Genomic DNA, 10084 nt, shown 5'->3' with positions numbered 1-10084 from the left:
CAATTCGACGTGCTGATGGCGCAGTCGGAGACCAGCCCGACGACCGACTACCTGGGCAAAGAGGTGTGGGCCCCACCGCAGCGGATCTGGGGCATGCCTGCGACCGAACGCAACTCGGTCGTCAAACCAACGCTCTGGCGCTTCGGCGCAACGCCGGCCGCGGTCAGATTGGCGGCGGCGCCGGAGATTCCGCGTGGGGTGCGCAAAGAAGACACCGTTCCCTTGCGCGGGCTGGGCAGTCTGGACCGCGTCACCAACCTGGACCTGAGCGGCTTCCACGGAATGCTCGATTCGATGGGGCACAAGGCCTACGGCAGCCGCTGGAAGAACGTTCGTCCGCAGGTGTCGTCGTGGTATCACCTCAACCGCGTTCGCGGCTCGCTGGCCGCCATGTCCCAACACAGCCCCCTGAGCCGCCCGCAGTCACCGGGGCGCTCATCGGACGGCAAGGACTCGTTCACCGCCGACTTCGAGCGACTCACCTTCCGCAAGGTGATCAACACGCTGTCCAGTCCGAGCGCCGAGCTCACCGAGGGCGTCGCGAGCACCACCGATCGCAACCGGCAGACCGCGATCCAAGTGGCTCCCGGTGGCCGGGGCGGTGATTTCAACGAAAGCACCGTGCTCGGTGAAGCCCTCGGCGGCGCGAACACGACCGTCCGGGACGGCGAACGCGTGCGCAATCAACAACGCGTGGCGGTCGCAACGAAATTCGACCAACCGATGGCACTCTTCGAGGGTTGGGTACGGCTCGACGGCACCATGACCGGCCCTCGGGCCACCGTGCACGAGTCGGGTTTGTTCCCCGTCGAGATCGCGATCCCCCTCGCCGATCTGCAAGGCTCCCGCACGCACGACTCGTCGCTACCGCCGACGTTCACCCGTGACATCCCCACGGGATTCGTCGACGAGCCACGGCCCAAGCCTCCTGTCGACCCCGTCGATCAAGCGCCTCTGCCCAGAAACCCGTTCGCCCCCAACTCGATCGAACACCAGGGGATCCGGGCCGCCGCAGGCGCCCGGCAGGACCGATCGGCTGCTCCGGCTCCCTCGGCGGTGCGTCCAAAGCGGCTCGACAATCTCAGCTACGTCGTCGACCGGGACGTCCGCGACAACCCCCAGGCGTACCAGCTGATCGACAGCCCAACCGCCGACGCCCCCGCGCGCCGCGCGACAGCCGATGCGCCGAACGAGGACGAGGCCCGGGAAGCCTCGGCGCCACGCATCCCGCTTCGCCAGGGCACGGTCGAGAGCATGCTCGACGGTGAAGGGGCGGACCGCTCGACGCCGTTCGTCCCCAGCGACCGGGATGCGCCCGAAATCGGGCCGAGCCGCCAGGGCACGATCGAGAGCCGCGCCGGGCGTCAAGGCACCGTGGACAGTACGACACCGCTCCTTGGCCGTCGTCAGGGCACCGCGGACAGCGCCCCCGATCGCCGGGGCACCGCCGACGCGCCGTCATCCGAGGCACCGCAGCATCTGCTGACGGACGCCGCCGACGGCACGGCACCGCCGCAACCGCCCGAACCGGTGCGGCCACAACTGGACTGGACGACACCGGGGGTCACGGACGTGCACCGTCCCCCCGAACACGCCTTCGGACCGGCCTGGCATCCCTCCGACATGCTCGTCGGCATCGACCCCGCGAGCGGCCTGCTCGAGGCGATACGCCAAGACCTCGCCCCAGCCCTCGGCCGCTCCCTCGACGAGGCGATCGGCGGGCTTTCCCACGCGTTCGGCCCCAACATCTTGCTCGGCCGGCTGACCCACGAGTCCGGTAAGGAATGGAGTCACGACGTCGCGGTGCGGGGCGGCAAGATCACCGTCAAGGTACACCCGGTCCGCGGCAGCGACCCCGACGACTTCGAATACATCGGTCCGTCAAAGAAATTCGAGACGGACCTGTCCACGGAGTCACAATCATCGACCGCCCACATCTACGGCAATTCGCTGCGAACGGTGGCAGGCGCGCGGATCCAGATTCCCGTCCCGCACGGCTCGGTCAGCGCGCAAATCACGCACACCTCGTCGGTGCGCCCCCGGGAAGACGTCTCGGGCCGGGCCGACCAGGGCCTCGGCCACCTGAGCAACGTGGACTTCCCGAACTTCACGGGCGAGATCGAACACCGGGTACCCGCCAGGGTGCGCACGACGGAGCCGCACGACCTGTTCCGCCAGCCGATCCGCTTTCACATCAGCTACGAACAACACGTCGTCGGCAGAAAGGTGCCGGGCGTTCCCGAAGCGCCACAACCGGTGCGGCTCAGCGGCACCTTCTCCTACCCGAAGGAAACCCCGACCCTCATCGGCGGCGACCGTGAACGCGATCTGCCCGCGCCGGGACGACGCGTCGAGCTCGCCGTCGACCAGGCTGTGGTGAAAATCCGGCCACATACCGGCCGTGACTCGACGGCCGCCTCCGGCGGTGAAGGCCAAAGCCGTTCTTCGGGAGAGGATTTGGTGGCCACCCACATCCTCGACTCCATGACGGCCCAAGGCAGCGCGGTATTCGGGACCGCGTGGCCACAGGTACGCGCCGAACTCGCAGAACACCTCACAACGATGACCGTTCAACGGGCGCTGGGTGATTACAGCCGGGGCGGCACCAAGACGGTCCACCTCAACTCGGTGCGTGGCGGTCAGATTGTGCTCGGCGCACGCCTCGACAGCTTGAACGCCACGGACTCGAAGCCCACCACCGAGTTCTACAGCGGCGGCCAGCAGTCGGTGGGAGCGGGTGTTTCCAACATCAAAGCCAGCGCCTGGCAGGGCTACGTTCAGGCCCAGGCAGACATACTGCCCGGCCAGCACCCCGTGAACATCTCGGCGCTGGGCCGCCTGACCGGCGGCATCGGCAACGAGACCGTCGACGCGCGAACGCACAATTCGGCTGTCGGCAATGTCTTTCGCAAGAAGGTTCCCACGGTGACGCATGTCGGCGTGGCCACCCTCACGGTCGACATGAGTCGGCCGACCGGTCTCTTCGGTATCGGCGGTGGTCGCGTCAGCCACGTCGGCACAGCACGACTCGACTTCATCACCCGCGAATCGCCGACCGACGCACAAGACCACCCGGTGTACGCCCCGCGCGACGGCATTATCGGCAACGACGAACGGCGAGACGCCGTCGCACCTGCCGACCAGACCGGGCTACCGTCCCACGGCTTCAGCCGTGACACCATCATCCGCAAAATCACCAACGGTGCCGACGTCCGCAAGCACGTCGTGGAAAACCTGTCCGCGCTGAAAATCCCCGATATCAGCAAGCACCTGGACGACTACCTGACCGACACCCGCCTGGCGAGCAAACTGGGCGAGATGACCCGAGCCGACGGTGACGTGGAGCTGCTACGGCGCGGAAATCTGCGCATCACCGCCCGCGCCGCCGTCCGAGAACTCAACTTCCAGGAGATCGAACACGAAGGCGGCAACGCGTACGTCCTCAACGACGTGACCCGCAGCCGAAATCATCAACCCATCAGGACCCGTGAGGCCGGGGGTCGGGTGATGTTCGGTCCACACTGGCGGTCCGAAGACCTTCAGGGCAGCCTGCTGGCCGGTGCTGGCATCACCGGCCGACAGCGCCAAGCCCCGATCTCCAGCCAGGCGGCCCGAGTCTCGGCCAACGGGAAATTCCCCCGCGCCTACGCCGTATTCGACGCCACCACGGAAATGTCAGTGACGGTGACCTACGCGGGTAAAGCCCACGAAATCCCTCCCGTCGAGGTTCGCGGCCCAATCCTATTGCCCCAGAATGAAACCCACCCCGTCGCCCTCGAACCCGATCACGCCCCGGCGGAACAGCAACCGCCACCGCAAGCGGACCCCGCGGCCCTCCCGCCCGACCACGGCGGCGGGAATCCCGTTGGCGCAGGCGTCTCGAACTCACCGACGGAGATAGCGTTGTCCGCGGCCGTTCATCGCGAGGACGCCGACGTCAACGTGCGGACGCCCGAACTATCGGCGGGCCCGCAGCAGCCCGGTCCCACGGCCGATGCAAAGACGCTCGCACCGGATCGCCCAAGCGACAACGACCGCCGTGACGACGCGCAGCCGCCGAGTCGCCCGACTGCGGAGTCAACGCGCAGCGCTGCGCCACGCCCCGACGTCCCCGATGACGCAACAGTGGTAGTGACGACGCCGTTTGACGAATGGCGGCGGTTCGAGGCGGCTGATCCCGGGCGAGCCCAGGCCGTTCTGCAGGAAGCTGTGGCCAGGCTGGAGCGGGTCGGAATCGACGACGGAGCGCAGGCGATTCAGCGGGTCTATGCTGCGTTGCCTGATGTCGAGCGCCGCCTCAATAGTGTCGACCTGGCGGAGATTCTGTCGCGGCGGGTGGCGACGGGTCAGTCGTACCCGGCCGGCAAGGGCGGCGCCCGGGGCGGACAGGCACACCCCATGGTGGACCAGGTTCTGCAGAACCTGGAAAGGGCTCGGGATGAAGGCCGGCTCACGACCAGCGAGATGACGGGTCTCGCTCTGCTTCTTGACGAGGTTCCTTCGATCAGCACGCGCCAATTCGACCGGCTGACCGCTCTGGGCGCGCAGGTCCCGGACCGATTGCGGCCGGTCGCGGGCCGGAGCAACGCCACGGCGGGACCGTCTCGACTGGGGGGCAACACAGCAGCAGGAACATCCCGGCTCACGGGCAACGCCGGCTTACCGGTGGCGCGACACCGGGAGGTTCACCCTCAGTCATCGCGCGCCACAACCACTTCAGCGCCGAAGCGGATAAAGACCGAAGACGCCGCGGCCAGCGGCGAACACCCATCCTCCAGGGGCGGTGAGGCCGAAAGCTCCACCTCGAAGGGCAAAGGTAAAGCCCCGGCAAGCAAGCGGACTCGCGACGAGCGTGACGCGGGCCCCGCTGCCGCGACGAAGCGGCCGAAGCCGCCACCCGCCGACGGCGAAGAGCCGCCGTCGGGCGCCCCCGGCGACGACACCCCGATGACCGCCAGGAAGCTCGAGCAGATGCTTGTCGCCCTGCAGGAGCGGCTACGCGCCAATCCTCGTTCCGAGCGCGGCGCGCGCACGGACATCGCCAGGCAGTTTGAAAGCCGGGGCGCGTCGCAAACGCGGATCAATACGACCGCCACCTGGCTCAGCGAGAAATCGTGGCGAGAGGTCAAAAGGAATTTCGCGGGTCGGCTCAGTGCCCTGCCGGACTATGAGGAGCACCGGGCTGCCATCCAAGACCTGTTGAACAGCCTGGGGCTCTTCGAGGGACAACTTCCCGAGCCGACGACGCAGACAAGATCGATCTATACCGCCGCGGATTTGGTCAGCGTGTTGCATTCGCTTATCGACTTGCGCAGCGAGCCCGCGTCGCCGCGAAGGGGCAGTGTCTTCCGAACGCTGGCCGAACGAACCGGGCTCCCCGAACGGCCAATTCAGCGGTGGATCAACGCGAATGGATCCCTGAAGATTCCGACCGAGCATCTCAGCCGGCTGCCGCGCTACGCCGCACACCGCGAGCAGTTGCGAGACGCCTTCACGCGACTGGAAAATTACGACGTCGCCTCGCACCTCCCCGAGCCAGGCGATCCGGCCCTGACCGACCGGGTCACCGCCGAAACCATTGCGGGCGCGCTCCGAAGGCTGGCCGAGGACCCGCGGGCCTCCATGCCGGCAATCAGCCGCGCCCTTGGCATCGGGGAGCAAACGCTCGGGGACTATGTCGCGCCCGGGCACGGTGGTCTTCGCAACCGAGAGGTTCCGCAGCACCTGACGCGGCTGCCCGATTACGCGCAATGGCGGGATTCGATCGCGAGTTCACTGATCGCCATGGGTCGAGGTGTGCAGGCGGCGGAGTTGCCGACGACGATCAGGGCTCAAGACTTCCTCAACGTCTTCCGCACGCATCAGGCACAGGTCGCCGATGCGATAGCTCGGATGCGGCGTGACCCCGCGTTGTCGGCCCACGACGCCGCACGAGCAGCCGGGGCGCCATGGGGTGCATTCGCCATCGCGGTCGGCGCCGGACCCGCGATCCGGGACCGGGCGGACATCGAAAACAGGCTGCACAACCTCTCGCCGCTTCAGCAGAGGGGGGTCGCCGCGCTCGTCGAAACTCTCAACCGCCTCGCGCTGGGCACCGAAAGCGCCGACGGTCCCATGGTTCCGATAACGGTTCGTGGAGGGATGTACGCGCCGGACCGCCGCTTCGTCGTCGCTCGCGGCCCGGACGAATCGGCGCCCGGTTCCCAGGTGGCACAGCTGTACGCGCGAAACCCGGAATTGGTGCGCGATCCGCGGTCGTTCGAACATGACCGCTCGGCGCAGCTACTGCGTTGGGTGTCAACGGTATTGCGGCGTCGCTTCGCGTCGTCCGGGGAAGTGCAGTCCTACTTCGACCGTGAGCAGCGGACGTTGTATGTGTCGTCGAACACCTATGCGGGGAACCGAGCGATACGGGAGTTCTTGACCGACTCCCCACTGGGTGATGCTTTGGATCTGCCGCCGGAGCACCAACCGACGAGCAGGGAGACGCGCCACTGGCGCAAGCTGCGCAATGCGATGTCGCGGTCGACGGCGAACGGCGACGGACTGGTCGACGAGATCGTGGATGCGATCCGGCAGGGCCGCGTAAGCGTTCCGGACGGTCGTTACCGAGACGATGACCGGACCGTTGAGCTACATGCCGAGCGCCGAATCCAGGAGGAGCTACAACGTCAGGACCGCCCCCTCGACCTGCGACTGCTTGCGGGCACCATGCGGGCCTGCGCTCAATGCGCCGCCGCCCTCGGATTCGACGACCAGCGATCCCGCGGCCCATTCTGGATGACCCACGGCGCCAACGCGTTCCTGCCGACGGACCAGGTCCTCCAAAACAACCTCAGCGGCCGCGTCGGGACCTCCGCCACCAGGGACCGGAGCGGCCGAATCACCGCCGATCACAACACCGACAGCGACACGGATGCCGACACCGACGACGAGTCGATTGCCGGCGGCGCCGAGAAAAAGGCCGACTAGGGCCAGATGGGTTGCGCAAACTTGGCCGACACGGCACCGGCCAATTCGAGATAGGCCTGCGCCGTCGCCGGCCTGAGCAAGGCGAAGTCGAAGTCGGCGCCCTCGGCCAGATGGGGCTCGAACGGGATGACGTGGATCGACTCGCAGCGCGCTTCGAAGTGCTCGACGACCTTGTCCAATTTCAGTGCCGCGGAGCCGGGTTTGGACGCGCTGAAAACGACGTGCGCGCTGCGCACCAGCCCTGCGTGACCGTGTTGACTGAGCCAATCCAGTGTCGCCGACGCGCTGCGGGCCGCGTCGATGGACGGCGAACTCACCAGAACAATGGCGTTGGCCAAGTCCAGCACGCCGGCCATCGCCGAATGCATGATCCCGGTGCCGCAGTCGGTCAGGATGATGTTGTAGTAATGCCGGAGAATGTCCATGGTCTGGCGATAATCGGTCTCGCCGAAGACTTCCGCCACTGCGGGGTCTTGCTCACTGGCCAGCACCTCCAGCCGGCTCGGCGCCATGCGGGTGTGGTTGCGGACATCCGCATAACGTCGAATCCGGTCGTCCCGCAACAGGTCTCGCACCGTCGACGATGTCGAGGTATCGAGCACCCGTTCACCCAGTGTGCCGCGATCGGGGTTGGCGTCGACGGCAATGACCCGGTCGGTCCGCACCATCGCCAAGGCCGAACCCAACCCTATCGTGGTCGTGGTTTTCCCCACCCCGCCCTTGATCGACAGCACCGCGATCCGGAAGTCACCGACAATGGGGGTGCGGATCTGCGCGAACAACTCCTCGCGCTCGCGTTCTTTGCGCGACATACCGGGATTCAACCGTCCCCCGGTGATCCGGTACACCACCTGCCGCCAACCCGACGACGGAGCGTCGGGATGGCGGGTCAGCACCTCAGCTTCGTCGAGTGACGGTGCCACGCGGTAGGTCGGCGCGGTGTCGGGACGAGGCGATGGGCGCCGGTGTTCCTGCCGGTCGGGCTGGTCTCGAGAGTGCCGCGGTCCGGCCGTCGTTCGTGGACCGTGGTGGTGGCCCGCGGGAGGTTGCCCCGGCATCTGTTCGAGGGACGCCAACCATGGCGGCAGGCCCTGCCATCCGGGCAGCAGCGGCGGTGGCAGCCCGGGAGGCCACCCCGGCGGGGGACCCTGCCAGCCCGGCTCGGGCAGCGGCAGCCCCGGCGGCCACCCCGGGGGCGGTACCGGGGCGTCGGTGGGATGCGCACCGCGGTGCGCGGGCGGCTCGTCGCGCGCGGGGGGCGTGAGCTCGTCACCCGGAACATGTTGCGCCTCATCGTGTGCCGCATCGAAGTCCGGGGTCAATGAAGGGGTCGACCTCTGCCAGGGCGGTGCGGCCATGCGTCGGATCGGGCGTGGGTCCGCGGTTTCGTCTGGCACCGGCTCGCCAGCGGATGCCGGATGCTGGTGAGGTTCGCGTGCGTCGACAGCACCGTCGTCATGCTCTGCCGGCGTGAACTCGGCGGGTGTCGCGGCCTCGTCTGCGGGAACGAGGCCAGCGTCCGTGTCCCCGAGATCGCGGTCCTGTTCTGGGCGCATCGCGTCGATCGATTCGGTTCGATGCTCGTCCCGTTGCGACCGCCGCGCCGCCATCTGTGCCATCAGGCGAGCGGCTCTGCCTTCGACCTCGTCGAACTCGTCCGCCGGATCCGGACCGTGCTCGAACGGATCGTTCATGGACACTGTCGCACCTCGACTTTCGGCGCGGCACCGTTCACCAGCGGCGTCGCCTTCACTGTTGGCTTTCCGTTGCGTCCTTGCCCAGGACCCGGGTCAGGGCCATGGTGATCCCGGCCATGGTCACGCAGGCGGCCACGACGATCAGCGCGACGTTGCGTCCTCGACGGCTAGCCGGCTGCGGCGCGGGCGGTCTGCTGATCGGCCGCCCGGCAAATGGAGCCCGCCCGGTTCCTGGCGGCACGTCATAGGTCAACGCCGCGACCGGGTCGATCACCCCGAAGCCGGTTGCCGCGTTGGGGCCGGCCCCCGGGGTCTGCGCGGTGCGTTTGATCCGTTCCATCACCTGCCCGGCTGACATCTCGGGAAAGCGGGCGCGGACCAAAGCAACCAGACCGGACACGAAGGGAGCGGCGAAGCTGGTGCCGTTGACCGCCACCAGGCCGTGCTGTGGATCCTGCCAGGCGTTCATCAGCCCAGAGCCGTTGGGATTCAAGGACGTCAGTTGCTCGCCGGGGGCGGCCAGACTCACCCACGGTCCATGCAACGAGAAATCACTGGGCTTGCCGTCCGGTGCCACGGCGCCGACGGTCAGCACATAATCCCGAAACCATGCCGGGCTGGTGATCGTGCGCACCGAACGCCACGCATCGGCGAGCGGAAGGTTTGGATCGCGCGCCTCGTTCTGGGCGCTGCACAGCCCTTGAGCGCTGAGATTTCCCGCCGCCGCGACCACCACGACGTTTCGCTCGAACGCGTACCGAACGGCCTGCCCGACGGCCGCATCATCCAATGCCGCGCCCACGGGTGCACACGCCGCCTCGGACAGGTTGATCACTGTGGCGCCGACATCCACCGCGTGAGCGATCGCCAAGGCCAGCGTGTGCGTGTTGCCGTACCCCGGCGATACCGCGTTCGGGTCGTTTTGGGCGGATCCACTTCCCTTGACCGAGTACAGGTCACTGTTTTGGCGGATCGACAGAATGGTCGCCTCGGGTGCCACACCGGCGAACCCATCGTCGGGACTGGGGGCCGCAGCGATCAGTCCGGCCACCAGCGTGCCGTGTGCATCGCAGTCGACCAGGCCGTCCGTCGACGAGACATAGTCGCCACCGGGCTCGAGCGCACGCAGCCGCGGATTGGGCGCCACGCCGGTATCGATCACCGCCACCTTCTGACCGGCTCCTCGCGAAAACCGCCAGGCAGCAGAAAAATTGAGCATGACGTCGGAGCTGGGGCGCTGTTCGAACCGGCTGCCGGGAACTACCGCGCCGATCCCGCAGGCGACCTTCTGCTCGGTCGGCTCCGGTGGCGCGACGGGACCCACGGGCGGCCCGCCAGGGGGCACCAGCGGCGGCTCGATGGCCACCGCGGACGCCGGTGCGAGGGTCGTCGCGACTATGAACAACACGCCCGTA

At 67.7% G+C, this 10084-nt stretch carries 1 protein-coding gene and 1 pseudogene; both read right to left on the bottom strand.

Annotated elements, in window-relative coordinates; translation table 11 throughout:
• Positions 1-6968: 6968 nt before the first annotated feature.
• Positions 6969-8387 (bottom strand): annotated as a pseudogene (locus tag A5700_RS24900) (AAA family ATPase); the annotation flags it as partial.
• Between the two features lie 334 nt (positions 8388-8721).
• The gene (mycP, locus tag A5700_RS01755; protein ID WP_231991358.1) at positions 8722-10035 is read right to left on the bottom strand and encodes a type VII secretion-associated serine protease mycosin; all 1314 of its coding nucleotides are present in this window, start codon (positions 10033-10035) and stop codon (positions 8722-8724) included.
• Positions 10036-10084 lie beyond the last annotated feature (49 nt).

The sequence above is a fragment of the Mycobacterium sp. E1214 genome, from assembly GCF_001666755.1.
Taxonomy (GTDB): domain Bacteria; phylum Actinomycetota; class Actinomycetes; order Mycobacteriales; family Mycobacteriaceae; genus Mycobacterium.
The sequence above is the reverse complement of the archived record's forward strand: the minus strand, read 5'-3'. Positions and strand labels throughout refer to the sequence as shown.